The organism is Agrococcus beijingensis, assembly GCF_030758955.1.
Lineage (GTDB): Bacteria > Actinomycetota > Actinomycetes > Actinomycetales > Microbacteriaceae > Agrococcus > Agrococcus beijingensis.
On record NZ_CP132360.1, the window covers coordinates 2,007,573 to 2,031,529 of the forward strand.

The 23,957-nt window shown below is 70.4% G+C and carries 25 protein-coding genes; 10 read left to right on the forward strand and 15 right to left on the reverse strand.

Translation table 11 applies throughout. The features are described from left to right. Nucleotides 1–64: 64 nt before the first annotated feature. A complete protein-coding gene (locus Q9250_RS09675) occupies nucleotides 65–931 on the forward strand; it encodes a LysR family transcriptional regulator (protein ID WP_306231674.1) in 867 nt (288 codons plus the stop codon). Nucleotides 932–1,004: 73 nt separating this feature from the next. On the opposite strand, the gene Q9250_RS09680 is transcribed toward Q9250_RS09675, so the two are convergent. Continuing rightward, nucleotides 1,005–1,649 (reverse strand): NUDIX hydrolase, encoded by a 645-nt coding sequence (locus tag Q9250_RS09680; protein ID WP_306231675.1) that lies wholly within the window; start codon nucleotides 1,647–1,649, stop codon nucleotides 1,005–1,007. A 4-nt stretch (nucleotides 1,650–1,653) separates the two neighbouring features. Beyond that, a complete protein-coding gene (locus tag Q9250_RS09685; protein WP_306231676.1) occupies nucleotides 1,654–3,132 on the reverse strand; it encodes a DNA recombination protein RmuC in 1,479 nt (492 codons plus the stop codon). Between the two features lie 100 nt (nucleotides 3,133–3,232). Between Q9250_RS09685 and Q9250_RS09690 the strand changes: the two genes are divergently transcribed. Beyond that, complete coding sequence (locus Q9250_RS09690) at nucleotides 3,233–3,979, forward strand: MBL fold metallo-hydrolase (RefSeq protein WP_306231677.1); 747 nt, start codon at nucleotides 3,233–3,235, stop codon at nucleotides 3,977–3,979. A gap of 216 nt (nucleotides 3,980–4,195) precedes the next feature. On the opposite strand, the gene Q9250_RS09695 is transcribed toward Q9250_RS09690, so the two are convergent. Genes Q9250_RS09695 through Q9250_RS09705 form a run of 3 tightly spaced genes read right to left on the reverse strand, consistent with a single transcriptional unit; the run spans nucleotide 4,196 to nucleotide 6,608 of the window. Further along, entirely contained in the window at nucleotides 4,196–4,411 is a 216-nt protein-coding gene (locus Q9250_RS09695) for a DUF5302 domain-containing protein (RefSeq protein ID WP_306231678.1), read from the reverse strand. Then, on the reverse strand, nucleotides 4,408–5,535 hold the full coding sequence (locus Q9250_RS09700) for a DUF998 domain-containing protein (protein ID WP_306231679.1): 1,128 nt from the start codon (nucleotides 5,533–5,535) through the stop codon (nucleotides 4,408–4,410). The genes Q9250_RS09695 and Q9250_RS09700 overlap by 4 nt, the downstream gene beginning before the upstream one ends. Beyond that, nucleotides 5,532–6,608, reverse strand: a complete 1,077-nt coding sequence (locus Q9250_RS09705) for a DUF998 domain-containing protein (protein ID WP_306231680.1) — start codon at nucleotides 6,606–6,608, stop codon at nucleotides 5,532–5,534. The genes Q9250_RS09700 and Q9250_RS09705 overlap by 4 nt, the downstream gene beginning before the upstream one ends. 160 nt (nucleotides 6,609–6,768) lie before the next feature. Between Q9250_RS09705 and Q9250_RS09710 the strand changes: the two genes are divergently transcribed. The 5 genes from Q9250_RS09710 (at nucleotide 6,769) to glsA (ending at nucleotide 9,298) form a co-directional block, all read left to right on the forward strand. After that, on the forward strand, nucleotides 6,769–6,966 hold the full coding sequence (locus tag Q9250_RS09710) for a hypothetical protein (RefSeq protein ID WP_306231681.1): 198 nt from the start codon (nucleotides 6,769–6,771) through the stop codon (nucleotides 6,964–6,966). 62 nt (nucleotides 6,967–7,028) lie between these two features. Continuing rightward, a complete protein-coding gene (locus Q9250_RS09715; protein WP_306231682.1) occupies nucleotides 7,029–7,508 on the forward strand; it encodes a DUF2975 domain-containing protein in 480 nt (159 codons plus the stop codon). Further along, nucleotides 7,508–7,735, forward strand: coding sequence for a helix-turn-helix domain-containing protein (locus Q9250_RS09720; protein ID WP_306231683.1), 228 nt, complete (start codon nucleotides 7,508–7,510; stop codon nucleotides 7,733–7,735). The genes Q9250_RS09715 and Q9250_RS09720 overlap by 1 nt, the downstream gene beginning before the upstream one ends. 84 nt (nucleotides 7,736–7,819) lie before the next feature. Further along, on the forward strand, nucleotides 7,820–8,077 hold the full coding sequence (locus tag Q9250_RS09725) for a hypothetical protein (protein ID WP_306231684.1): 258 nt from the start codon (nucleotides 7,820–7,822) through the stop codon (nucleotides 8,075–8,077). Between the two features lie 9 nt (nucleotides 8,078–8,086). After that, a complete protein-coding gene (gene glsA / locus Q9250_RS09730) occupies nucleotides 8,087–9,298 on the forward strand; it encodes a glutaminase A (RefSeq protein ID WP_306231685.1) in 1,212 nt (403 codons plus the stop codon). 136 nt (nucleotides 9,299–9,434) lie between these two features. Here the strand turns inward: glsA and Q9250_RS09735 are convergent, their stop codons facing one another. From Q9250_RS09735 to nrdH, 7 genes are all read right to left on the reverse strand, one after another. Then, nucleotides 9,435–11,048, reverse strand: coding sequence for an HNH endonuclease signature motif containing protein (locus Q9250_RS09735; protein ID WP_306231686.1), 1,614 nt, complete (start codon nucleotides 11,046–11,048; stop codon nucleotides 9,435–9,437). A gap of 155 nt (nucleotides 11,049–11,203) precedes the next feature. Next, nucleotides 11,204–13,918, reverse strand: a complete 2,715-nt coding sequence (locus tag Q9250_RS09740) for a DNA methyltransferase (protein ID WP_306231687.1) — start codon at nucleotides 13,916–13,918, stop codon at nucleotides 11,204–11,206. Next, nucleotides 13,918–14,187, reverse strand: coding sequence for a hypothetical protein (locus Q9250_RS09745; RefSeq protein WP_306231688.1), 270 nt, complete (start codon nucleotides 14,185–14,187; stop codon nucleotides 13,918–13,920). The genes Q9250_RS09740 and Q9250_RS09745 overlap by 1 nt, the downstream gene beginning before the upstream one ends. A 104-nt stretch (nucleotides 14,188–14,291) precedes the next feature. Continuing rightward, nucleotides 14,292–15,410, reverse strand: a complete 1,119-nt coding sequence (gene nrdF / locus Q9250_RS09750; protein WP_306231689.1) for a class 1b ribonucleoside-diphosphate reductase subunit beta — start codon at nucleotides 15,408–15,410, stop codon at nucleotides 14,292–14,294. Nucleotides 15,411–15,441: 31 nt separating this feature from the next. After that, on the reverse strand, nucleotides 15,442–17,592 hold the full coding sequence (nrdE, locus tag Q9250_RS09755; protein ID WP_306231690.1) for a class 1b ribonucleoside-diphosphate reductase subunit alpha: 2,151 nt from the start codon (nucleotides 17,590–17,592) through the stop codon (nucleotides 15,442–15,444). Continuing rightward, nucleotides 17,580–18,002 (reverse strand): class Ib ribonucleoside-diphosphate reductase assembly flavoprotein NrdI, encoded by a 423-nt coding sequence (gene nrdI / locus Q9250_RS09760; RefSeq protein ID WP_306231691.1) that lies wholly within the window; start codon nucleotides 18,000–18,002, stop codon nucleotides 17,580–17,582. Before nrdI ends, nrdE begins: the two co-directional genes overlap by 13 nt. A gap of 4 nt (nucleotides 18,003–18,006) precedes the next feature. After that, the gene (nrdH, locus tag Q9250_RS09765) at nucleotides 18,007–18,234 is read right to left on the reverse strand and encodes a glutaredoxin-like protein NrdH (RefSeq protein ID WP_306231692.1); all 228 of its coding nucleotides are present in this window, start codon (nucleotides 18,232–18,234) and stop codon (nucleotides 18,007–18,009) included. A gap of 375 nt (nucleotides 18,235–18,609) precedes the next feature. Here nrdH and Q9250_RS09770 point away from each other — a divergent pair, with 375 nt between their 5' ends. Continuing rightward, nucleotides 18,610–19,389: an SbcC/MukB-like Walker B domain-containing protein gene (locus Q9250_RS09770; protein WP_306231693.1), complete on the forward strand. Its 780-nt coding sequence runs from the start codon at nucleotides 18,610–18,612 to the stop codon at nucleotides 19,387–19,389. A gap of 10 nt (nucleotides 19,390–19,399) precedes the next feature. Further along, complete coding sequence (locus Q9250_RS09775) at nucleotides 19,400–20,560, forward strand: LOG family protein (protein WP_306231694.1); 1,161 nt, start codon at nucleotides 19,400–19,402, stop codon at nucleotides 20,558–20,560. Nucleotides 20,561–20,623: 63 nt separating this feature from the next. On the opposite strand, the gene Q9250_RS09780 is transcribed toward Q9250_RS09775, so the two are convergent. Continuing rightward, nucleotides 20,624–21,334, reverse strand: coding sequence for a hypothetical protein (locus Q9250_RS09780; protein ID WP_306231695.1), 711 nt, complete (start codon nucleotides 21,332–21,334; stop codon nucleotides 20,624–20,626). 80 nt (nucleotides 21,335–21,414) lie between these two features. Here Q9250_RS09780 and Q9250_RS09785 point away from each other — a divergent pair, with 80 nt between their 5' ends. Further along, nucleotides 21,415–21,897, forward strand: a complete 483-nt coding sequence (locus Q9250_RS09785) for a YflT domain-containing protein (RefSeq protein WP_306231696.1) — start codon at nucleotides 21,415–21,417, stop codon at nucleotides 21,895–21,897. On the opposite strand, the gene Q9250_RS09790 is transcribed toward Q9250_RS09785, so the two are convergent. Beyond that, nucleotides 21,872–23,431, reverse strand: a complete 1,560-nt coding sequence (locus Q9250_RS09790) for an MDR family MFS transporter (RefSeq protein WP_306231697.1) — start codon at nucleotides 23,429–23,431, stop codon at nucleotides 21,872–21,874. The two genes, Q9250_RS09785 and Q9250_RS09790, sit on opposite strands and share 26 nt — an antisense overlap. A gap of 94 nt (nucleotides 23,432–23,525) precedes the next feature. Then, complete coding sequence (locus Q9250_RS09795) at nucleotides 23,526–23,933, reverse strand: VOC family protein (protein ID WP_306231699.1); 408 nt, start codon at nucleotides 23,931–23,933, stop codon at nucleotides 23,526–23,528. Between the last annotated feature and the right edge of the window lie 24 nt (nucleotides 23,934–23,957).

Below are 23,957 nucleotides of genomic sequence, written 5' to 3' on the forward strand. Positions count from 1 at the left end.
CCCCCGCCAGCGATGAGTCCAACACATGGTTGTCATCCCATCAATCGTGATGGATCATGAATTCATGGAGCTCCAGCAGATGCGCTACGTCGTCGCCGTGGCCGAGACGCGCAGCTTCACGCGCGCGGCAGAGCGATGCCTCGTCGTCCAGTCAGCGCTCAGCCATCAGATCGCCAAGCTCGAGCGCGAGCTCGGCGTGCAGCTCTTCGCGCGATCCAGCCGCCGTGTCGAGGTCACGCAGGCGGGCGAGGCGTTTGTGGCGGCCGCCAGGCAGAGCCTCGATGCGGCGGAGCGCGCCGTCGCGGGTGCGGCAGCCGCGATGGGCGAAGTGCGGGGCCGGCTGGCCGTCGGGGTGATCCCGACCGTCGCGGCGGTCGACGTGCCGGAGCTCCTGCAGCGATTCCGCGCTCGGCACCCGAAGGTGCGCATCTCGCTCGAGGTGGCAGCGAGCGACGAGCTGGCTGCGCGGGTCATGCGCGGTGCACTGGATGCCGCCTTCGTGGGGCTCGAGCAATCGGTGCCGCCACCGGCCCGCGTGGCGGCGCGGGAGCTGGCCCGTGACCGGCTGCGCGCGGTGCTGCCGGTCGAGCACCCGCTCGCAAGCCGCAAGCGGGTGCGGCTCGCCGATCTCGCGGACGAGACCTTCGTCGACTTCGCGGCCGGCACACCGGGTCGTGCGCAGTCCGATCGCGCGTTCGCAGCAGCCGGTGTGGTGCGCTCGGTCGACTTCGAGGTCTCCGCTGCCGATCTGATGGAGCAGATGGTCCGACGCGGGCTGGGCATCGCGCTGTTGCCGTCGACCTACGAGCTGCGCCTGCCGGAACTGGTGTCCGTCGCGGTGACCGACGGGCCGCACCGGGTGGAGCACCTGCTCTGGAGTGGCTTCCACCCGTCGCCCGCAGCACAGGCGTTCATCGACCTGGTGGGCTGAACGCACCGGCCGACGCATCGCCGCCGGTGCTGGTCGCGATCATGCCGGCCGAGCGAGACCGGCGGGACTGGCCTCAGCGGTGCTCGAACCGCCAGGGCAGCGAGCCGACGTGCAGGCGGTGCCGCGGCCCCTCGTCGGTGTCGGCGGCGCCGTCGTAGGCCTCGTCGCCCGCCCACAGCGCCAGGCCGCGCTCAGGGTCCTGCTTCGTCGCGTAGTCGGCGGGCCCGCGTGCGGCGATCGCTCGCCGCGCCGCCTCGACGGTCGGGAAAGCGAGCAGCGTGTCGAGGGTCACCCACGTGGGCGGGAACAGCCGCAGCCTGCCTGCCCCATGCCGCTTCAGCGCATCCGCCGGTCGGATCCACTCGTGCGCGATCGCCTCGGCCGCCTGCAGCACGATCTCGCCCTCGGGTGCCTCGGCGAGGAAGAACCAGGTGTTGAAGCGCGCGGCGAGGTTGGCGGGCGGCGACCAGTGCGACAGCGGCAGCAGGTCGTCGGGGGCGACGATCAGCCCGCATTCCTCGGCCGTCTCGCGCACGCCGGCGTTGCGCGCGGTGGCGAGCTCGTCGTGCGCCTCGTCGAGCGGCTCGACCTTGCCGCCCGGGAAGACCCAGCCGCCGGCGAACGTGCCGCGGTCGGGGCGCTGCAGCAGCAGCACCTCGATGGCGCCCTTGCCGTCGCGCACCAGCACGACCGTCGCTGCGGTGGGGGTGTCGCTCACGCCTTCACGCTACCGCTGAGGTGGCCTCATCTGCCGCTGATCCGCGCGCCAGGCTGGCGATCTCATGGTCGGCGTCGGACGGCTGGGGATCGGCCGCGTGGATGTCGGCCTTCTGCGCCGGCACGGCGAGCACCTCAAGCGGCGGCGTGCGCTCGAGCGCCGGCTCGAGCCCCTGCAGGCTCGAGAAGCGGCGGGCCTGCGTGACGACGTTGCGGTCGAGCGATGCGTTGAACTGGTTGTAGGCCTCGACCGTCTTGTTGAGACGGCTGCCGAGGGTCGTCAGGTGCCCGCCCATGGTGCCGAGCCGCTTGTGCAGCTCGCGGCCCACCTCGAGCACCTGCTGCGCCTCGCCGGCGAGCTGCTCCTGCCGCCAGGTGTAGCCCACCGTGCGCAGCAGCGCGACGAGCGTGGCGGGGGTCGCCAGCACGACGTTCTTGGCGAACGCGCGCTCGAACAGCGTCGGGTCGCGCTCGAGCGCGGCGTTCAGGAAGGGCTCGGCGGGGATGAACATGACGACGAACTCGGGGGAGCCGGGCACGGCCTCCCAGTAGGCCTTCGAGCTGAGCTGGTCGATGTGGTCGCGCAGGTGTCGCGCGTGGGCGTCGAGCCGCTTGTCGCGGGTCGCGTCGTCGCGGGCCTCCATGGCCTCGAGGTAGCCGTTGAAGGCGACCTTCGAGTCGACGATGACCTGCTTGTCGCCGGGCAGGTGCACGAGCATGTCGGGTCGCAGGGCGCCGTCGTCGGTGACGTGGTGCGCCTGCTCGGTGAAGTCGACGTGCTCGAGCATGCCGGCCGACTCGACCACCCGGCGCAGCTGCAGCTCGCCCCAGCGCCCGCGCACCTGCGGGGCGCGCAGGGCGGTGACGAGCTGCCGGGTCTCGACGGTGAGCTGCTCGGAGCTCGAGCGCATCGCCTGCAGCTGCTCGGCGAGCGCGGCGTTGGCCTCGGCGCGAGCCTTCTCTGCCGCGGTCACCTCCGTGCGCACCGAGTCGAGCGACTTCGCGAGCGGGTCCACGAGCTGCTGCACCGCTGCCTCGCGCTTGGCGAGCTCGGCGGCGCCCTCGGTCTGCGAGCGGCGCAGCCGCTCCTCGGCCTGCGCGAGGAAGAGCGCGGAGTTGCGCTCGAGCGCGGCGCTGGAGAGCTTGGCGAACTCGTCGGCGCGCCGCTCGGTGTCGGCCTGCAGCTCGGTGAGGGCGTCGCGCCCGCGCTGGCGCTCCTCGGCGACCCGGCGCTCGGCCTCCGCCCGCACCTCCTCGAGCTGCGCGGCGTGGCGGCGATCGGCGATGTCGCGCTCGCGCTCGCGCTCGGCCTCGAGCACCTCGAGCCGGCCGCGCGAGCTCTGCAGCTCGCCGGCGGCCGTCGCGCGCCCCGCCGCCTCGCGCGCACGCCCGACGCGCACCCCGAGCAGGGCGCCCAGGGCGCCGGCGAGCAGCGCGGCGACCACGGCGGTGACCAGTGCGGCGATGAGCATGAGCGGATCCATGCCTCCATGGGAGCAGAGGCCGCTGACATCGCGGCGGCGGCGCGCTGGCCGCACCGGTCGTGAGCACCGCGCCCCCAGCCCGGCGGCGTACGGTGTGGGCATGGTGGAGATCGAGCGCATCCTCGCGCCCAACCCCGGACCCATGACCCTCGACGGCACGAACACGTACGTCATCGGCGGCGAGATCGTGGTCGACCCGGGGCCGGCCGATGTCGAGCACGTCGAGCGGCTGGTGGCGCTGCAGCCGCGGCTGATCCTGGTCACGCACAAGCACACCGACCACACCGAGTCGGCGCGCGAGCTGGCCCGCTCGACCGGGGCGGTGCTGCGCGGGCTCGATCCCGACGAGTGCCACGGCGGCGAGCCCCTCGTCGACGGCGAGTGGATCCCGGTCGGCGACGTCGAGCTGCAGATCCTGGCGACGCCGGGCCACACGCACGACTCGATCTCGATCGTCGTGCCGGGCCGGGCGGTGCTCACCGGCGACACGATCCTCGGCCGCGGCACGACGGTGATCATGCACCCCGACGGCGCCATCGCCCCCTACCTCGCCAGCCTGGACCGGCTCGAGGCGCTCGGCGACCTCGAGGTGCTGCCCGGCCACGGCGACCCGCTGCCGTCGGTGGCCGAGGCCGCGCGCAGCTACCGCGCGCACCGCCTCGACCGGCTCGAGCAGGTGCGGGCGGCGCTGACGCAGTTGGGCGTGAGCGCCGCAGACGCCGAGGTCGCCGACGTCGCCGACATCGTCTACGTCGACCTCGACGACCGCGTGCGCACGGCCGCCGAGGCGTCGACGTCGGCGCAGCTCAGCTACCTGGCCACGGCCGACCGCGACGCTCCGGCCTGACCGGCTCGGGTGACCTGACCTGCTCGCGCGGCCTGACCGGCTCGCGGGGCCCGGCCACGCGCCTGCGGGCCGTGCCCGCCCGCGCGGGCCAGTGCATCCGCCCGCCGTGCGCAGCCGCAATGGCAAGAGGTACGCCCCCGCCCGACAGGCGGCGGCGTGCGCGTGCCTGTCGGCCGGAGGCGTACCTCTCGACGGGCTGGGTGGGTGCGGTGCGGCTCAGCCGCTCTTGCGGCGGTGCACGCGCTTCTGCACGGCGGGGCCCGAGTGGGCGCCCTGCACGCCGCTGCTGGCGTTCATGCCCTGGCCGTGGTGGCCGAGCTTCTTCTTGTCGAGCGCCTCGCGGAACTTGCGCCGCTGCGCCTCCTCAGCCGTCTCGGTGCCCTCGGGGGTGTCCTGCGGCGTCTCCGCCTCGGCGGGATCGTGTTCACTCATGTGCCAACCTTGCCGCCTGCGGCCACCGATGTCGAGTCGGCGAGCGGCAGCGGGTGCGCCGCGGCATCCTCGCGGTCTGCGGTGGCCGCGTCGATCGCCCTGATGAACGCGCTCAGCCACACGAAGATCAGGCCGCAGGCGGCGAACTCGAAGCCGGTGAAGTTGTAGTAGCCGACCGGCACCCACAGCGCCAGGGCGGCGACGGTGCCGATGACCATCGCGATCGACACCACGTGGATGGCCTTCGGCAGCCGGGGCGCGAAGCGCGGCAGCCCGACGCACAGCACGCAGAAGAGCACCACCATGCTCGACGCGAAGCCGATGTGCAGCCACTCGGCGATGTCGACGCGCACGAGGCCCGTCAGCACCATGCAGAGCCCGATCGCGGCCAGCAGGCGGCCCACCCAGCGGGCGCTGCGCGCCGCCGAGCCGACGGTCGCGGCCTCGAGGTCGCCGCGCACGTAGGCGCCCATCGTCGACACGAGCAGGCCCGACAGCACCAGCGTGATGTTGAACGCGAAGCCGGAGATGCCGCCGCCCGCGCCCAGCTGCGAGAAGTGCAGCTGCCACCACTGCTCGTCGGAGGCCGTGAGCATCGAGAACACCACCCCGACCACCAGGAACGCGGGCACCAGCGTGCCGAGGGTGCGGGTGCTGATGTCGTGCCCGAGCGGATGCGCGACGTAGGCCGCCGTCGCTCCTGCGAGCGCGCAGGCGAGCGCGCCCGCGAAGGCATCGAGCTCGAGGCCGACGAAGCCGGCCTGCATGATCTCGCCCGCCGACAGCGCAGCCAGGTAGCCGAGGCCGAAGCAGACCAGCGCGATCGCGGCAGCGCCGACGATGCTCACCGTGCGCTCGAGGCGCTCGCCGAGCCTCGACAGCGGCAGGTCGCTGGTCAGGCGGGCGGCGACGAACGAGGCGGCTGCGGCAGCACCGGTCGTGAAGGCGGCGATGCGGGCGACCGAGCCGTCGCCGCCGATGGGGCGCAGGCCGTCGCCCATGAGCGCCAGCCCGAGCACGAAGGCGAGCACGCCGGCGATCGCGGCGGTGACGACCGCCTGCAGCTCCTGCCGCGCGCGGTCGCCCGGGCGGGCGCGGGCGTGCGCCGTCGGCTCGCTGCTCACGCGCCCATGCTCGCACGCGGCCGCAGGCTCGGCAGAGCAGAGGGGCGGGATGCCTCCGGCGCGAAGGCGCTCAGGGTGCGCACGAGCGTGGTCATCCAGACGAACATGATGCCCACCGCGACCGCCTCGAGGCCGGCGGCGCTGTAGACGGCGAACGGCCACCGCAGCAGCACCGCGACCACCAGCGCGACGCCCGCGCCGATGGTGGTGAGCAGCATGGTCATCGGCGGCCCGGGCATGACCACCGTCACCACCACGGCGGTGAGCGCGAAGAGCCCGAGCGTGCCGAACGCCGCGATGTTGTGCAACACGGGTGTGAGCTGCAGCGGGAAGAGGCCGACGCCGGCGAGCGCCCCGCCGGTGAGCGCGAAGAGCAGCACGACAGCGCCGATGCGGGGGAGCGCGGCGTCGCCGAGCCACCGGTGCAGGTCGCGGCCGACGTAGGCGCCCACCACCGCCACCAGCAGTCCCGCGACCACCACGGTGCCGTTGAACGCCCATGCGCCGTCGCCGCTGCCGAGATCCGAGAAGTGGCGCTGCCACCAGGTGGGGTCGGCCGCGGTGATCATCGCGAAGACGGTGCCGATCGTCAGGTAGGCGAACAGCAGGTTGGCGAGGTCACGGGTGGTCAGGTCGACGCCGGCGCGGAACGCCAGCCAGCCGCCCGTCGCGCTCGCGACGCCGGTCAGCAGCGCGCCGCCGATCGCCGGAGCCTCGAGCCCCTGCAGGCCGATCGCCAGGATCTCGCCGCCGGTGAGCACCCCGACATACGCGACCGCGCCGAACGCGAGCGTGATCGCCGCGGTGGCAGCGTGCTCGACGGCCGTCTGCCACGGCGGCATCGGCGCGGTGTCGGCGCGCCGATGCAGCAGCGTGCTCAGCACGAAGGCCGCCGCGGTGATGATCGCCGCGATGCCGGCGGCCGGCGGGGCGACGCCGTCGTCTCCGGCGATGGGTCGCGGCTGGCCCGCGAGCGCGATCAGGCCGAAGGCGAGCCCCGCTCCGAAGGAGGCCCACGCGGCGGCGATCGCACGCGACTCCCGACGTGCCTCGGTCTGCGCGGATGCCTTCACGCATCCGATGCAACCATGCCGCGCTGACCGGTTCGCGCTGACCGGTTCACGCGGGATCGCCGAGCCGCTCGCCGGTGCCCTGCTCAGCAGCCGCTCAGCACTTGCTTCAGTGCGGCCGGTCGAGGCGTCGTGCGAGAAATCAGACAGGTAGTTTCGGCCGGTGACGAACGCAGACATCGCCGAGCTGGGCGAGCAGGATCGAGTCGTGCGGCTGCGCGCACTGCTCGCCGAGCTCGAGAACGCCTCCCCATTGCCGCGCACGGATCCTCGCTCGGTGCAGCAGCTGGCGCTGTGCGCCGAGGTCGAGGCGATCCTGCAGCTGCGGGCGAGGGAGCGCGCGACGCAACGCTTCTCCTGACGTCACGCCGCCGCGCAGGCGCACCGATTGACAATCGATAGATTTTGAGCGAGGATCGATGCATGCTTCGTTCTCGTTGGATCGTCCTCCTGCTTCGCGCCATGCTCGTCATCGCCGCCCTCTGGCTCCTCGTCATCATGGGGCTGTCGCTGCCGGGTGAGCTCGCCGACGAGGCGGTGCCGTTCCGCATCGCCGCGCAGGCCGTGCTGACGGTGGTGCTGCTCAGCGTGCTGGCGGTGGTGGCCTGCATCTGGCGGCTGCTGACGCTCATCCATCGCGACCGCTTCTTCGGCGACGCATCGCGCCGCTGGGTCGACGGCATCGTGTGGGCGCTCGCGATCGGCTGGAGCGTCTTCGCCGCGGGCGCGCTGGTGCTCGTGACGGTCATCTTCTTCACGCCCGAGATGCGCGACCCGGGCATCCCGATGCTGCTGTTCGGCGTCGTCGTGCTGTCGTCGCTGCCGCTGCTGCTGATGGTCGTGATGCGCGGCCTGCTCCGGCAGGCGACCGCCTTCCGCGCTGAGCTCGACGAGGTCATCTGATGGCCATCGTGGTGCGGATCGACGTCGAGCTGGCGAAGCGCAAGCTGAGCGTGGGGGAGTTCGCCGAGCGCGTCGGCCTCACGCCCGCCAACGTCGCGGTGCTGAAGAACGGCCGCGCGAAGGCCGTGCGCTTCTCGACCCTCGACGCCATGTGCCGCGTGCTCGAGTGTCAGCCGGGCGACCTGCTCGAGTGGGTCGACGACGATGAGGCGGATGCGTCGGCCTGAGTCCTGCTCGCGCGAGGTTACGCTCGCGTGAACAATGGCCACCGCGCCTTGTGCGATCGGGTCGCGCCACCGCATCCTGGCGGCATGACCATGATGCGGCGTCGCGCGGCCGGGATCGCCGGCCGAGCGACGTCGTCGCTGCACGCGTCGCAGGACGAGGCGACCGATCGTCTCTATTGGCTGCTCATGACGCTCGACCCAGACCACACGGTGCCCTGGGGCGAGGTCGAGCGCCGCGCCATCGCGGGCTCCGTCGACGGCACGTCGTGGCGGCTGCTCGAGGCGCGTGCGCTCGCGAGCATCGTCTCCGACCTCCGAGGACGTCGGATCTCGCACCGCTAGCCTCGGCGCATGCGCAACCCCGTGCCCGACCTGCTCGACGAGGTGCGGCGCGCGAGTGCCGAAGGCGACGAGGGCGAGGTGCTCGACACCGTCCCTGAGCTCGCCGATGCCGATCCTGATCGGTTCGGCATCGCGCTGTGCACGATCGACGGCACCGTCTACGGCAGCGGCGACGATGCGCACCGCTTCACCATCCAGTCGATCTCGAAGCCGTTCGCGTATGCGCTGGCGCTCGCCGACCGCGGCCGCAACACCGTGCTCGAGCATGTCGGCGTCGAGCCCTCGGGCGATGCGTTCAACGAGATCTCGCTCGAGCAGAACGGGCGGCCCCGCAACCCGATGATCAACATCGGCGCGATCACCACGCACGCGCTGGTCGGCGAGGCCGGTATGAGTCGCAGGCGGCGAGACGCGCGACTGCGGCAGGGGCTGTCTGCCTTCGCCGGTCGCGACCTCGAGGTCGACGAGGCCGTGTACGAGTCGGAGCGCACGGTGGCGAGCCGCAACCTCGCACTCGCCTACCTCGTGCACGCGCAGGGGAAGCTCGACGGCGAGCCGCACGACGCGGTCGACGGCTACATCCGCCAGTGCGCGCTGCTGGTCGACGTGCGCGACCTCGCGGTGATGGCGATGACGCTCGCCGCGGGCGGCCGCAACCCGGTGACGGGCGAGCGTGTCGTGCCTCCCTGGGTGTGCACGCAGGTGCTGAGCGTGATGGCGACCTGCGGCATGTACGACGCGGCCGGCGACTGGATGAGCACCGTCGGCATACCGGCGAAGAGCGGGGTGTCGGGCGGCGTGCTGGGCTCGTTGCCGGGCCAGGTCGGCATCGGCGCCTTCTCGCCTCGGCTCGACGAGATCGGCAACAGCGTGCGGGGAGTGCGCGCCTTCGAGCGGCTGTCGGCCGAGCTCGGGCTGCACCTCATGCACGCGCCCGAGGTGGCCTCGCACGTGCTGTACGGCGTGGTCGAGCCCGACGACGACGGCGACGGGATGCGCGAGGTGCAGCTGCAGGGCACCATGCACTTCGCAGCGGCGGAGGTCGCGGTGCGCGAGCTTGCCGAACTGCCCGACGACGGGGCACCGATCGTGCTCGACCTCTCGCGCGCCGCCTCCGCGACCGACGTCGGGCGGCGTCTGCTGCTCGAGGCGGTCGAGCGGATGCGCGCCGAGGGTCGAGAGGTCGAGGTCGCCGACCCCGACGGCGTCCTTCAGCCTTGACTCGCGAGCATCGACCAGGCATCCACCCGCCTCGCCTTCAACGGCGAAGAGCCCCTCTCACGTCCCTTCCCCGTCGCCGAAGGCGTTCCGGGCCCATCGCCGCCATGTCGGAGGTTCGCGATCCGGCCCGGGTGTCTCAGAACGGCGTCGGCGGTTCGTCGCTCGCGGGCTCGCGCTCGCTCCACAAGGAGCCGGGCGGCGGAGGCGGCAATTCCACGCCCGCCAAGCGGTCGGCTTCGAACTGTGCGATGGCTTCCCGCTGGTCTCGGCGTCGCTCGGCTGCGCTCCGCTTGGGCGGCTTCGGTCTGCTGCGGGGCATGTCGGTGAAGCGTGGCCCGACCGGTGGCGGTTCATCGATGCTCACCTGGCCGATCTGGGAGGTCCAGCGCAGCACCCCGCCGGGCAGCTGCTCCACGCCCCAGCGGGTCTCGTGCTTGAGCCCGTGGTCGCTGCGACACAGATGCTCGAGATTGCTGAGGGTGGTCAGGCCGCCGCCGGCGAAGTCCTTCGTGTGGTCGACGTCGGCGCGCAGCACCGACCGGTCGCAGCCCGGTCCCCGGCAGCGGCCGTCGCGGCCCTGCAGCCACCGCCGCTGCGCCGCCGACGCCCGGTGCGTGTCGACGGTCACCGCGACGCCGGTGACGGGGTGGGTGAACAGCCGCTCCCAGGTGGCCGTGTCGCCCGCGATCCGGCGGGCGGTGTCGCGGTCGACGAGCACCTTCCCGTCCAGCGCGGCCGGGAACCGCAGCTCCAGCAGCTCCGGGTCCTGCTCGTCCGGGTCGTGCAGCAGCTCGGTCGCGGGGATCGTGATCGCCACGTGCGCCTTGATCGGCGAGACGCCGTGCAGGTCCTCCGGCACGACACCGGCGAGCATCAGCTCCAGCAGCGCGTCGGTGCGGAACTGGTCGAAGGTGCGCGGATCGTCCTTCGGCTTCCGCCGTGCGGCCTGCGTGAGCCGGTCCATGCAGGCGGTGAGCTCCAGGATCGGGCCGTGCACCACCAGATCGCCCATGCCGTCGCCGCCGGGGAACAGCGACACCTGCCGCCGCGCCCGCGCGGCATCGTGGCGGACCTGCAGCGGCACGGTGAGCACCTCGTTGACGATCCGCTTCGCCCGCGACCGCAGCCGGCTGGTGCTCGTGGCTTCCGCGACCGCCACCAACTCATCGACGACGCGCGCCCGCTCGGCGGGCGCGACCTCGGTGTCGAGCCGCAGCGGCCGGGTCTCGGCCTCGATGATCCGCAGATGCGACGTCGTGATGCGACCCTGCGTGGCGGCGTCGTGGGCGGCGGGCAGCTCGGTGACGATCGTCCACGCCTCCGTCATCCGCTGCACCATCCCGGCACCGGTGAGGCCCAGCTCGACCGCGGCCATCATGGCCAGCTCCTTCACCTTCGGGCCGGCATCGCCGGCCATGTCGATGACGCGCTGCATGTGGGCGGCCAGCAGCGCCCGGCGTTCGCCCTCCATCCGCGCCGACTGCGTCTCGATCGCCCGCAACCGCGCCACGAACTCGGTGTCCTGCCGCAGTCGCTCCTGCGGCGGCGACTCCGGTTCCCGCGGCAGCGGCGGCAGCTGCGCGCCGGCGGCGACCTCCTCGTCGGTCATCGCCAGGATCCGACGGTTCAGCTCCAGATCGAAGTCGTCCAGCGACGCCTGCAGCTCGTCGGCGGTCTGCCCGAACGGGTCGACCGCGCCAGCACGGATCGCGGCGATGTACTCCTCGCCATCAAGCCCGTTCGTGTCCATGCAGGCATTGCATCACGGGCCACTGACATGCACGGTCCTGCGGATCTCCCCGGCGCGAACTCCCGTCAGTGNAAGCCCGTTCGTGTCCATGCAGGCATTGCATCACGGGCCACTGACATGCACGGTCCTGCGGATCTCCCCGGCGCGAACTCCCGTCAGTGCTCTCGGAACGGAGCGTACGGGCGCTCGCCCTCGGCGATCTCACGGTTGCGCTCGGTGAGGCGGGCGACGAGGGCGTCGGCGTCCTGCGCGATCGACTTCGGCCAACCGTAGGCGGTGACCACGGCCTCGTCGAGGCGCTTGTGCAGCGCGGCGAGATCCTGGAACGCCCCGTCGTCCATCAGGTTGTAGAGCTTCGTGAGCCCCATGTCGTGCTCGATGCAGAGCTCGCTGCGTCGCGCGTACAGGGCGCGTGACGCTTCCCCGATCGCGTGACGTTGTGCTTGGGTGGACTCCGGCCATGGGAGAGTCTCGAACACCGCAGCGTTTGTGTAACGGAGATCTCCCTTCAGAGTTGACGACTGCGCCCAGGCCCAGGCCTCGTGAGCGGCTGAGGCGAGAACGCCGAAGGAATAGTCATCGTCAAAGCCGAAGACGATTGTTGCGTTGTTCGGGCAGGTGGCGGCATCGACCCAGGCAAGCTCGAGGCGCTTACTTGTGGCGGCGGCGGCAGCAAATCTGGAGAGACCGGCGACGACGCTTCGCATCCCTTCCACTCGGCGGCCGAAGAGCCACCACCGCGGCTCTACTGCACGGTTCGACGACGACTCGCGTTCGATCTTGGTGGTGTCGCGAAGGTGCGCGATCGCGCGCGGGTAACGCATTGCTTCTTCGAGGGACAGCGAAGCGAAGTCGATGATCCAGCGCGATGCGTCGTGGCGAGGTCGCTGCACGAGGTCCTGACCGGTGAGGAAGGGCTTCACGACATCCCGATAGTGGGCTTGGGGGTCCTCCAGCAGGCTCTGCGCCGTGACTTCGTCGATCACGAAGCCTCTACCTTGCGGCACGACGCCTGCGAAGCACCGTTGAAGATTCTGCACGAGCTTCGCGGGTCTGTAGGAAGAGGAAGCTGACGCAGCAACGAGGGACGCGGAGATACCCACGACCTCGCGCCCGTCGAGCTCGAACAGATCTCGCTCCCGCGGGCCGCGGCGCCAGTTCACGATGCTGACGTGGACTTTCGCATCACCGGGCCACTTCTGACTTGAGACTGCGGAAGTGATCACTCCGTCAGTGCTCAGGATGAAGTCCAGTGAAGCCTGCCGTGCCGCCGTCTGTGAAATGGAGTTCGTCGCGACGAGTCCAGCTCGTTGCCCTGACTGGAGGTGCTCGTGTGCCTTGCGGAACCAATAGACGCAGAGGTCCTTCACACCGACGCCGAACCGTGAGATCAACCAATCCGCGTAGCCGTCACCAAGACTCGGCCGAATCAGCTTGGCGCCGAGGAACGGCGGATTGCCGATGATCGCGTCCGTCTCCGGCCACTCGGTGCGGAGTGCGTCGGCGGCGCGGATCGCCGAGAGGTCCTGAAGGGGAAGCACCGGCTCTGCCTCGCCGTAGCGGTCGACCATCTGCCGGTGGCCCATCCACAGCACGACGCGGGCGATCTGCACGGCGACCTGCTCAATGTCGATGCCCTGCACGTTCGCGAGCGGGTAGAACGGCAGATCCTTGGGCTTGGGAAGTCCGTCCCGCGCCGCCAGATCAGCGACGCGTGCCTTCAGCTCCGCCTCGAGGCCACGCAGCTCGCGGTAGGCGACGTAGAGGAAGTTGCCGCAGCCGCACGCCGGGTCGAGCACGCGGAAGCCGCAGAGCTCGTCGAGCAGCTCGCGCGCCTCGGTGCTGGTCGAGGTCGCCTCGATGCGCTCGCGCCACGGCCGCACGATCGTGGGCGTGACGATCTTCATGATGTCGGCCTCGTGCGTGTAGTGCGCGCCGAGGCTGGCCCGCTGCTCGTCGCCGAGCACGCCCTCGAGCAGCGAACCGAAGATCGTCGGATTCACCTGGCGCCAGTCGAACTCCGATGCGCGCTTGAGGTGCACGAGCTCATCGCGCGTCAGGTAGACCGCATCCGACTTCGCGAACAGCTCACCGTTGACATAGCGCGTGCCGGCGTAGACGCCGCGGCGGTTCTGGTCGCCCTTCTGGTTCAGCAGCTTGAAGAGGTGGCCGAGGTCGCGTGACGAATCGGGCTCCTCCTCGCGGAGCAACCGCTCGACCGTCTGCTGCAGCGGGTAGCCGTCGAGCATGCCCAGGTCTTCGGCGAACAGCGTCCACACCAGCTGCATGGTGAATCGCTGGATCTCGTCCAGCGGCGCCGCGCCACGGTCGGCCATCGAGCGATAGAGGTCGGCGATGTGTCGAGCCGCGTCGGTGGTGAGCTCACGGCGATGCTCGGAGAAGACCGGCTCGATCGACTCGGACTGCAGGAACAGCAGTGCGTCGTAGTGATCGGGCAGCTCTTCAAGCGTGAAGCGCGCTCGCGGATTGTTCGGAAACCGGCCGGGTTCCCAGATCTCGAACTCGTGGAAGTTGCTGGCGATCACCCAGCGAGCGGCGGGGGTGTCGCTGTCGTGATCGCTCGACTCCTGCCAGTAGCGGCGACGCTGCTCGGCGGCCTCCTCGAGCGAGCGGCCCGGCTTCTTCATCTCGACGATCAGCACGCCAGGCTGGTGCAGATCCATGAAGCCGGCCGACGTCTTGAAGTCTTCGAACTTCGCACCGGCTTCGGTGCGGTCGGTGCCATAGGCGGCGTAGAGCTCGTTGAGGAAGGTCTGAGCCTCGGCTCGTTCGCTGCCCTGGTACTGCTTCCACTTCGAGACGAACGCCGTCAGGGCATGCTGGATCTCGGCGCCGGAGCGGACCGCCATCAGAACATCTGGAGGGAGTCGACTGCTCCGTAGTAGGTCTGCTGCATCAGGCGCTTGCGCGAGGCGCGCAGCACCTCGATCTCACGAGCGAGCGCGAGCTCGGCGTTCGGGTGCGCGCCCGTCTTCTTGATCGACTTCAGCGCCTTCTCGGCGCGAGAGACCGCATGCTCGAGGTTCAGCAGCACGGCAGAGACCTCGCCCATCGCGGCCTCGCGATCCTTCTCCTCGCGTGTGCGCTGGTCGAGGTTGGCGTGCTGCGCGCTGCTCATCGGCTTCCTCCGGTGCTCTTGCTGGCCAGGCTACCGCCGACCGCCCACGGGACGGTCGGCGGTCACCCGACGGTGTGGACGCATCCGCCCACCACTGCTCTGGACTAGAAGTCCCAGTCCTCGTCGGCCGTGGCCTCGGCCTTGCCGATGACGTAGGAGGAGCCCGACCCCGAGAAGAAGTCGTGGTTCTCGTCGGCGTTCGGCGAGAGGGCCGAGAGGATCGCCGGCGAGACGTCGGCGACCGACGACGGGAACAGCGGCTCGAAGCCGAGGTTCATCAGCGCCTTGTTCGCGTTGTAGTGGAGGAACTTCTTGACGTCCTCCGTGAGGCCGACGCCGTCGTAGAGGTCGGCCGTGTACTTCGACTCGTTCTCGTAGAGCTCGTAGAGCAACGAGTAGGTGTAGTCCTTGATCTCGGCCTGCCTGTCGGCCGACAGCTTCTCGAAGCCCTTCTGGAACTTGTAGCCGATGTAGTAGCCGTGCACTGCCTCGTCGCGGATGATGAGGCGGATGAGGTCGGCGGTGTTCGTGAGCTTGGCGCGGCTCGACCAGTGCATCGGCAGGTAGAAGCCCGAGTAGAACAGGAACGACTCGAGCAGCGTCGAGGCGATCTTGCGCTTCAGCGGGTCGTCGCCCTCGTAGTAGTCGATGATGATCTCGGCCTTGCGCTGCAGGTAGGGGTTCTCCTGCGACCAGCGGAACGCCTCGTCGATCTCCTTCGTCGACGCGAGCGTCGAGAAGATCGAGGAGTACGACTTCGCATGCACCGACTCCATGAACGCGATGTTCGTGTAGACGGCCTCCTCGTGCGGGGTGATCGCGTCGGGGATGAGCGAGACGGCACCCACGGTGCCCTGGATCGTGTCGAGCAGCGTCAGGCCGGTGAAGACGCGCATGGTGAGCAGCTTCTCGGCCTCCGTCAGCGTGCCCCACGACTGCACGTCGTTCGACAGCGGCACCTTCTCGGGCAGCCAGAAGTTGTTCACCAGGCGGTTCCAGACCTCGAGGTCCTTGTCGTCCTCGATGCGGTTCCAGTTGATCGCCTGCACCAGGTGCGCGTGGCGGTGCTGGCGCTGCTGGGCCTCGGTCTGCGGAGCCCCTTCGGTGAAGGCCTCCTCGACCTCGGCGCGATCAGCGTCGATCGTCTCGTGCGCCTGCTCGGTGTCGACCGGGCCGTCGACGAGGTCGTCGAATGCGCTCGCGGCGGTGTCCTGGGTGTCCATGTCCTGTTCCTTCATCGTCTCGTCGCCGGCGTCACAGCATGCAGCTGACGCAGCCATCCACTTCCGTGCCCTCGAGCGCCAGCTGGCGGAGTCGCACGTAGTAGATCGTCTTGATGCCCTTGCGCCAGGCGTCGATCTGCGCCTTGTTGATGTCGCGGGTCGTCGCGGTGTCCTTGAAGAAGAGCGTGAGCGACAGGCCCTGGTCGACGTGCTGCGTGGCCGCGGCGTAGGTGTCGATGATCTTCTCGGGGCCGATCTCGTACGCATCCTGGAAGTACTCCAGGTTGTCGTTCGTCATGAACGGCGCCGGGTAGTAGACGCGGCCGAGCTTGCCTTCCTTGCGGATCTCGATCTTCGCGGCGATCGGGTGGATCGACGACGTCGAGTTGTTGATGTACGAGATCGAGCCGGTCGGCGGCACCGCCTGCAGGTTCTGGTTGTAGATGCCGTGCTCCTGGATGAGCGCCTTCAGGCCTCGCCAGTCGTCCTGCGTCGGGATGCGGATCTCGGAGGTGTCGAACAGCTCCTGCACGCGGGCGGTCGCCGGCTTCCACTCCTGCTCGGTGTACTTGTCGAAGAACTCGCCCGACGCGTACTTGGAGCGCTCGAAGCCGTCGAACGTGCGACCCGTCTCCTGCGCGATGAGGTTCGACGCGCGGAGGGCGTGGAACAGCACCGTGTAGAAGTAGATGTTCGTGAAGTCGAGGCCCTCCTCGGAGCCGTAGAAGATGCGCTCGCGGCCGAGGTAGCCGTGCAGGTTCATCTGGCCGAGGCCGATCGCGTGGCTCATGTCGTTGCCGCGGGCGATCGAGGGCACCGAGCCGATGTTCGACTGGTCGGAGACCGCCGTCAGCGCGCGGATCGCGGTCTCGACGGTCTTGCCGAAGTCGGGCGAGTCCATCGACAGCGCGATGTTCATCGAGCCGAGGTTGCAGCTGATGTCCTTGCCCACCGTCTCGTAGTCGAGGTCGTCGACGTACGTGGAGGGCGTGTTCACCTGCAGGATCTCGCTGCAGAGGTTGGACATGTTGATGCGGCCGTCGATCGGGTTGGCCCGGTTCACGGTGTCCTCGAACATGATGTACGGGTAACCCGACTCGAACTGGATCTCGGCGAGCGTCTGGAAGAACTCGCGCGCGTTGATCTTCGTCTTCGTGATGCGGGCGTCGTCGACCATCTCGTGGTACTTCTCGGTCACCGAGATGTCGCTGAACGGCTTGCCGTAGACGCGCTCGACGTCGTAGGGCGAGAAGAGGTACATGTCCTCGCCCTTCTTCGCCAGCTCGAACGTGATGTCGGGCACGACCACGCCCAGCGAGAGGGTCTTGATGCGGATCTTCTCGTCGGCGTTCTCACGCTTCGTGTCGAGGAACCGCATGATGTCGGGGTGGTGCGCCTGCAGGTACACCGCGCCCGCGCCCTGACGGGCACCCAGCTGGTTGGCGTAGGAGAAGCTGTCTTCGAACAGCTTCATCACGGGGATGACTCCGGACGACTGGTTCTGGATCTGCTTGATCGGAGCGCCGTACTCGCGGATGTTCGTGAGGTTGAACGCCACGCCGCCGCCGCGCTTCGAGAGCTGCAGCGCGGAGTTGATCGAGCGGCCGATCGACTCCATGTTGTCCTCGATGCGGAGGAGGAAGCACGAGACGAGCTCGCCGCGCTGCTTCTTGCCCGCGTTGAGGAAGGTCGGGGTGGCCGGCTGGAAGCGACCGTTCACGACCTCGTCGACGATGTGCTCGGCGAGCGTCTCGTTGCCCGCGGCGAGCGCCAGGGCGACGTTGACCACGCGGTCCTCGTAGCGCTCGAGGTAGCGCTTGCCGTCGAACGTCTTCAGCGTGTACGAGGTGTAGTACTTGAACGCGCCGAGGAACGTCGGGAAGCGGAACTTGTGGCCGTAGGCGCGCTTCATCAGCGACTTGATGAACTCGAAGGAGTACTGGTCGAGCACCTCCTGCTCGTAGTACTCGTTCTCGACCAGGTAGTCGAGCTTCTCCTTCAGCGAGTGGAAGAAGACGGTGTTCTGGTTGACGTGCTGCAGGAAGTACTGGTTCGCAGCCTCGCGGTCCTTCTCGAACTGGATCTTGCCGTCCGGTCCGTAGAGGTTGAGCATCGCGTTCAGCGAGTGGAAGTCCATCGCCGACGTCTTGCCGGTCGTCATCTCGGGCGTCACTGTCGCCATAGCTGATCCAATCCGTCGTTGACGACGCGCACGTCGTCGGGTGTTCCGAAGAGTTCGAAGCGGTAGAGGTGGGGCACGTCGCACTTGCGGGCGATGATGTCGCCCGCGAGCCCGTAGCCCGCACCGAAGTTGGTGTTGCCGGCGCTGATCACGCCGCGCAGGTGCTTGCGGTTCTCCTCGTCGTTGAGGAACCGGATCACCTGCTTCGGCACTGCGCCCTTGCCGTCGCCGCCGCCGTAGGTCGGCACGATGAGCACGTACGGCTCGCGCTGCTCGAGCGGCGGCTCTGAGGCGTAGAGGGGGATGCGCGCGGCGGGCCGGCCGAGCTTCTCGACGAATCGGGCGGTGTTGCCCGAGACGCTCGAGAAGTAGACGACGTCGCTCACGGCTGCCTCCACCACGGCCGGCATGGGATCAGGCCGCGAGGATCGCCTTGATCCGGTCGGGCTGGAAGCCCGACCAGTGCTCCTCGTCGGCGATGACGACGGGGGCCTGCATGTAGCCGAGCTCCTTGACGGTCTGCAGCGCCTTGTCATCGGCGGTGACGTCGAAGATCTCGTACTCGATGCCCTGCGCGTCGAGCGCGCGGGTGGTCATCGTGCACTGCACGCAAGCGGGCTTGGAGTAGACGGTGACGGTCATGGTCCCTCTCCTCTTCCTGGGTCTGAGCTTGTGGGTCCGAACTGGGATGCCTTGGTCGGCTGGGCCGGGCTCCCACTATATGTGGGGTCTCGGCCCGATCAACGGCACAACATGGTGTGGTTCTCCACACCAGTTTCAACAAGAACTCCACAGCTGTGATTCCCGCCGCGGAACGACGCGGAAAAGCCTGTGCAGAGCCGGCTCCGCGGCCTGTGCAGAACCGGGAAACGGACTTCGGCGACACGCCGAGCGCGAGTTACAGCTGTGTGGTTCGTGCCGCGCATCGGTGCCTCCTGGACGCCTCCGACGCTACGCCCGACCACCCACGTTGATACTGGTAACGCTCGTCGGCCGTGTGGCGCCAGCGCGCGCGGCGTGCTGGCGCAGCCCGAGCTGGCCGACCTCGGCGACCCGCCCGACCTCGAGCCGCTCGAAGCGGCGCTGCGCGCAGCGAGCGCGGCCTCCGAGCGGGCGGCACATGCCGCGGCGGCGGGCGAGACGACCCGCGACCTGGCCGCCGGCGACCTCGGGGCCGCGAGGGAGGCCATCCGCTCGCTCGCGGAGGGCGCCGAGCACGCCGACACCGTGCGGGCGCTCTCGCGGGCGCTGCACGGCGACAACGAGCGGCGCCAGGACATCGAGACCTACGTGCTCGCCACCCGCCTCGCGACCATCATCGACGCGGCCAACCTGCGCCTGTCGGCCATGACCGAAGGCCGGTTCACGCTCGTGCACGACGACGAGCGGGCCGCCCACAACCGCCGCAGCGGGCTGGGCATCGCGGTGCTCGACGCGCACACCGGCGTCGCCCGCACCACCAGGTCGCTGTCGGGCGGCGAGACGTTCCTCGCCTCGCTGTCGCTCGCGCTCGGGCTCGCCGACGTGGTGCAGGCCGAGGCCGGCGGCGTCTCGCTCGAGACCCTCTTCGTCGACGAGGGCTTCGGCTCGCTCGACCAGGACACGCTCGAGGCGGCGATGTCGACGCTCGACGAGCTGCGGGCCGGCGGCCGCAGCGTCGGCGTCATCAGCCACGTGCAGCAGATGCAGGAGCGCATCCCCTCGCGCATCCGCGTCGAGCCGGTGCCGGGCGGCGGCAGCCGCATCGTCGTCACGCCGACCGCTGCGCTCCAGGGGGCGACGGCGCTGGCTCGGTAGGCTCCGGCGCATGCAGGACTTCGACCAGCGGCCGCAGCACGGGCGGCGCATCGACATCAGCACCCTCGCGGCGTTCGACCGCTTCGCCCGGGGAGCCTCGAGCATGGACGGCTGGCGCGTGCAGGACGTCGACCTGCGCGGGCGGGCGGCCGAGCTCGACCGGCTCGACGGCGCCGGCGCGCTGCTGCTCGGCGCCGACCTGCCCGACGGCGCGAAGGAGCGGCTGGTCGCGCAGGGCGCGCTCGTCTTCGACGACGTGCCCGACACGCCCTTCAACGCCTACCGCTCCACGCTCTACACGCCCGACGACCTCGTCGAGGGCCTCGAGCAGGGCTACCGGCACAGCTTCGACGCGCGCGTCTACGCCTGGTCGCGCACCCGCCACCACGACACCGCCGACACGCTCGCCGCCGCGCTCCACGACCACTCGATCGACGAGGCGCTCGCCGAGTGGGTGCAGGGCCGCGCGATCGTCGGCATCATGGGCGGGCACGCGCTCACTCGCGACTCGGCGGCCTACCGGCAGACCGCGCACCTCGCGCACGGGCTCGCGCGGGCGGGCCGCACGGTCGCCACCGGCGGCGGCCCCGGCGCGATGGAGGCAGCGAACCTCGGCGCGCGAGCGGTCGCGCTCCCGCCCGCCGAGCTCGACGCGGCGATCGACGAGCTCGTGGCCGTGCCGTCGTTCCAAGGCGCCATCCCCGAATGGATCGCCTCGGCGCGGCGGGTGGCGGCGAAGGTCGGCGACGGCGTCTCGCTCGGCATCCCCACCTGGCACTACGGGCACGAGCCGCCCAACTCGTTCGCGACCGACATCGCCAAGTACTTCCAGAACTCCGTGCGCGAGGACATCCTGCTGCGCGTGGCCAACGCGGGCCTGGTCGTGACGCCCGGGGGCGGCGGCACCGTGCAGGAGGTGTTCCAGGACGCCTGCGAGAACTCCTACGCCGCGGAGGGCGCGTGGGCGCCGCTGGTGCTGCTGGGCGAGCGCTTCTGGACCGTCGACATGCCGGCGTGGCCGCTGCTGCAGTCGGTCATGCGCGGCAGGCCGGGCGAGCGCGGCATCGCGCTCGTCGACACGGTGGCGGATGCGGTGGCCGCGATCGCGGCGTTCGATCCGGTCGTCGGCGGCGCGGCACTGCGGGCGCCCGCGCCGGAGGATCGGCGGTAGCGGGCTCGCCCAGGGGCGCTCGCGCGCGCTCATGGCGCGCTCGGCAGCGGGATGGAGGCGCCGCTACGCCTCGAGCTCGCCCGCGATCCGGCGCTCCAGGTCGTGCGTCGTCGCCTCGGGCAGCGCGATCAGCCCGTCGAGCTCGCGCCTGGCCTGCTTGTAGGCGCTCTGGCGCTCCGCGGGGGTCGACGCCTCGTTCTCGGCCAGCGCCATGAGGCGCTGCGCCGACTGCAGCCGGTTGCGCTCGGCATCGGTGAAGCCGGTCTGCGCGCGACGCTTCGCCTCGCGCACGGCAGCCTCGAAGGCGACCTCGTAGTCGCGCACCGCCTCGCGGTAGCGCTCGAGCGCGCCGACCGGCCGCAGCTCGGCCGGCTCGTCCGGCCGCAGCCCGTCGGCGACGCGCTTGGCGCGGTGGAAGGTCTGGGTGAGGGGCTCGCGCATGTCGCTGATGAGCGGGTAGTCGATGAGCTTCGCGACGTCGAGCTCGAACTCGAGCCAACGACGGTCGGTCTCGGCGTGGTCGGCGATGATGCGCTGGATCTGACGATCACGGTCGGCGGCCGTCTCCTGTGCGGCCGCCGCAGCGGCCGCGGCCGCCGTCGGCGCAGGCTCGATGCGCTGCACGGGGGCACGGCGGATGCGCTCCAGCTCGATCCGGTCGCGGCGCCGTCGCTCGTTGTACTTGGCGACGCCGCCGATCCAGCCGCCCACGATGGGGCCGACGATGAACACGAGCCACCAGTAGCTGCCGGCGAAGCTCAGGATGTCGTCCACCAGGCCAACCTACCCACGCGGCACCCAGCAACCTGGGCGAAGATGGAGGGTCAGCCCGCAACGCTCGAGGAGGCACCATCATGACCGACGCGCAGAACCCGCTCCAGACCCGCACGCAGCCCACGCCGCCGTCGACGACGATCGCGGAGTTCGACACCTACGAGGAGGCCCAGGCCCTCGTCGACCGGCTGAGCGACGCGAAGTTCGCCGTCCAGCACGTGCGCATCATCGGCACGGGCCTGACCACGGTCGAGCAGGTGGTGGGCCGCATGACCTACGGCAGGGCGGCGCTCTCCGGCGCGCTCGGCGGCGCTTGGTTCGGCCTGTTCATCGGGCTGCTGTTCGGCCTGATCCTGGCCGACAGCTGGTCGTGGGTGCTGTGGGCCGTGCTGATGGGCGCCGCGTTCGGCATCGTCGCGGGCGTCGTGCAGCACGCCTTCACCGGCGGCAAGCGCGACTTCGCGAGCGTCAAGGGCCTGCAGGCGGCCCGCTACGGCGTGCAGGTCACGAACGAGCACGCCGCAGAGGCCGTGCGCCTCATGGGGCAGGCGCCGCGGGCGTAGCCGCCTCGAGCGGCTCGTCGGCGACCGCCGGAGCGGCGGCGCGGTCGCCCTGCTCGACGTGATGGTGCTCCGGCTCGTCGGGCACGTCGTCGGCGGGCTTCCGCAGCCACAGCGTGGCGATCACGCCGAGCACCCAGAGCGCGGCGGCGCCCATGAACGCGAGCCGTGCGCCCTCGAGCAGCGCGTCGCCGCGCGCCATCCCCTCGGCGACGAGCTGGGCCTGCCGGGTCGCCATGATCGTCACGAACGCCGCGGTGCCGGCGGCGCCGCCGACCTGCTGCACCGTGCTCAGGATCGCCGAGCCGTGCCCGTAGAGGTGCTTCGGCAGCGCGCCGAGCGAGACGGTGAACAGCGGCGGGAACGTGAAGGCGAAGCCGAGGCTCAGCACCATCTGCATGATGAGCACCATCCACCACGGGGTGGTCGGGCTGAGCTGGGTGTAGAGCACGAGGGCGCCGAGCACCACGAGCCCGCCGGGGATGACGAGCGGCCGCGGCCCGAAGCGGTCGTAGAGGTTGCCGACGACCGGGCCGAGCAGGCCCGTCAGCATCGCACCGGGCAGGGTGATGAGCCCCACCTGCAGCGGCTCCAGCCCCATCGAGTCCTGCAGGATCAGCGGCAGCATGATCAGCGTGCCGAACATCGCGGCCATCGCGATCGTCATGACCACGATCGCGTTCGTGAACAGCGGGTGCCGGAACGTGCGCAGGTCGAGCAGCGCGTCGTCGCTGCGCTGCAGCCGGATCTGGCGCAGCACGAACAGCACGAGCGAGACGACGCCCACGCCGAGCGCGGTGGGCAGCTGCCATGCTGGCACGCCCTGGGCGCCGAGGAGCGACAGGCCGTAGACGAGCCCGCCGAAGCCGAGCGCCGCGAGCGGGATCGACAGGATGTCGAGGCGGGGCGTCTCGCGGGTGTCGGTGCTGCGCAGCGTGCGCCAGCCGATGATCAGCATCGTGAGCGCCAGCGGCGCGACGCCGAGGAAGATCCAGCGCCAGGAGGCGACCTGCAGGATCGCGCCCGACACGGTCGGGCCGAGCGCGGGCGCGACGGACATGACGAGCGAGATGGTGCCCATGAAGGCGCCGCGTCGCGCCGGTGGCACGAGCTGCATGACGGTCGTCATGAGCAGCGGGAAGACGACGGCGGTGCCGCTGGCCTGCACGATGCGGCCGAGCAGCAGCAGCGGGAACGACGGCGCGATGCCGGCGATGAGCGTGCCGACGACGAACGCGGCCATCGCCGCGACGTAGAGGCGTCGGGTGCTGAAGCGCGCCATCAGCCAGCCGGTGGTGGGGATGACGACGGCCATCGTGAGCATGAAGGCGGTGGTGAGCCACTGCGCCGAGCGCTCGTCGATGCCGAGCTGGGGGTCCTCCACGAGGGTCGAGATGGCGACGTTCATGGCCGTCTCGTTGAGGATCACGACGAACGCCGACACCAGCAGGGTGGCGATGATGATCGCGCCGCCGGCGGGCAGGCGATCGGATGCGGTGCGCCCGTTCGGGCGGGCGGTCTGGGTGTGAGGCGGCATGGCTTCCGTAGCGTCGGTGTGCGTCAACGCAACGCGAACCCAGCGGGGGTATTCCCCGCCGGGCTCGCGGCGCTGCGTGTCGTGAGGCGGCAGGTCAGCCCTGCGGGGCCTCCATGAAGAAGAAGTCGAGGATGTGGCCGTCGGGATCGGTGAGCTGGCCGCCGTACATGCCGAACTCGTTCGCCTCGACGGGCTTGGAGATCGTACCGCCCGCGGCGGCCCCGGCCGCGCCGAAGGCGTCGACCTCGTCGCGGCTGCCGAGCAGCACGGGCAGCAGGCTCTCGAGCGCGCCCCGCTCGGCGCGCGACTGGCCCTCGACCAGGAACTCGTCGAAGCGGTCGTGCTCGAGCAGCATGATCGCCGCCTGGTCGCTGACGACCACGCAGCTGGTGGTCTCGTCGCTGAACATGGGGTTCTTGGTGAAGCCGAGGGCCTCGTAGTAGGCGGTCGCGACCTTGATGTCGGCGACGGCGTAGTTGGGGAAGACCATCTGCACTGCCATGGCGGCTCCTCGCGCGGTGGGACG